Source organism: Xanthomonas sp. SHU 166 (assembly GCF_000364685.1).
Taxonomy (GTDB): Bacteria; Pseudomonadota; Gammaproteobacteria; order Xanthomonadales; family Xanthomonadaceae; genus Xanthomonas_A; species Xanthomonas_A sontii.
Map to the genome: position 1 here is coordinate 1 of NZ_AQOJ01000388.1, position 1,065 is coordinate 1,065.

At 72.0% G+C, this 1,065-nt stretch carries 1 protein-coding gene and 1 pseudogene; one reads left to right on the forward strand and one right to left on the reverse strand.

All coding sequences use genetic code 11. The features are described from left to right. Nucleotides 1–311, reverse strand: a pseudogene (locus D180_RS10700) (hypothetical protein); the annotation flags it as partial. Between the two features lie 164 nt (nt 312–475). On the opposite strand from D180_RS10700, the gene D180_RS10705 reads away from it, so the two are divergent. Further along, on the forward strand, nt 476–1,065 hold a 590-nt coding region (locus D180_RS10705), incomplete at its 3' end, for a pyridoxal-phosphate dependent enzyme (RefSeq protein ID WP_017912789.1).

Consider the following 1,065-nt stretch of genomic DNA (forward strand, 5'->3'; position numbering starts at 1 on the left):
GGCGGCGGCGGCGGCGAGCCGCCGTCGTCCGGCCGCGGACGCGGTGGCGGGCGGTGGCGCGGGCCATCGTAGCCACGGTAGTAGTAATACGGCACGCCGTACCCGTAGTAGCCGTAATAGGACGGGCCGTAACCGTAGTAGGGCACCGCGCCGTAGGGCGAGTAGTACTCGGAGTAGCCGGCCGGATAGCGGTATTCGACCGACGGGGCGCCACGGTAGTAGCCACCCTCGCCGCCTCCGGCGTAATCGTAGGTGGCGCAGCCGCCCAGTGCGGCCAGCAGTCCAGCGGCGCAGATCAGGCGCAGTTTCATGGCGTTTGCCCTCCAGCAGACTGGCTGACAGGTTCGGTCCGTGGCATTGAATCCCCCCTTAACTTCATCGGCTGCACTTGAACGCTTAAGTTGCGCGCAACGACGGCGAACCGGCGCGGGTCGCGGGCGCTGCACGTTGGCGACGATACGCTACCCTTTCGCGCATGGTCTCACGTTTTCTGCCCGAGTTCGGCGACGTCCTGGCGGCCGCCGCACGCATTGCCGCGCACGCGCGGCCGACCCCGGTGCTGCGTTCGCGGGCGCTGGATGCCGCCACCGGCGCGCAGCTGTACTTCAAGGCCGAACACCTGCAGCGCGGCGGCGCGTTCAAGTTCCGCGGCGCCTGCAACGCGGTGTGGGCGCTGGACCCGGCGCAGGCGGCCTGCGGGGTGGTCACCCATTCCTCCGGCAACCATGGCGCGGCCCTGGCCCTGGCCGCGCGCACCCGCGGCATCGGCTGCCATGTGGTGGTGCCGGAGGGGGCGGTCGCCGTCAAGCTCGCCAACATCGCCCGCCACGGCGCCACGCTGTGGCGTTGCGCGCCCAGCATCGCCGCGCGCGAGGCGCTGTGCGCGCAAGTGCAGCGCGATACCGGCGCGACCCTGGTGCATCCCTATGCCGATCCGGCGGTGATCGCCGGGCAGGGCACCGCGGCGCTGGAACTGTTGGACGCCAGTGGCGGGCTGGACCTGCTGGTGGTGCCGGTCGGCGGCGGCGGCCTGGCCGCGGGCAGCCGCCTGGCGCTGTCGGCGCG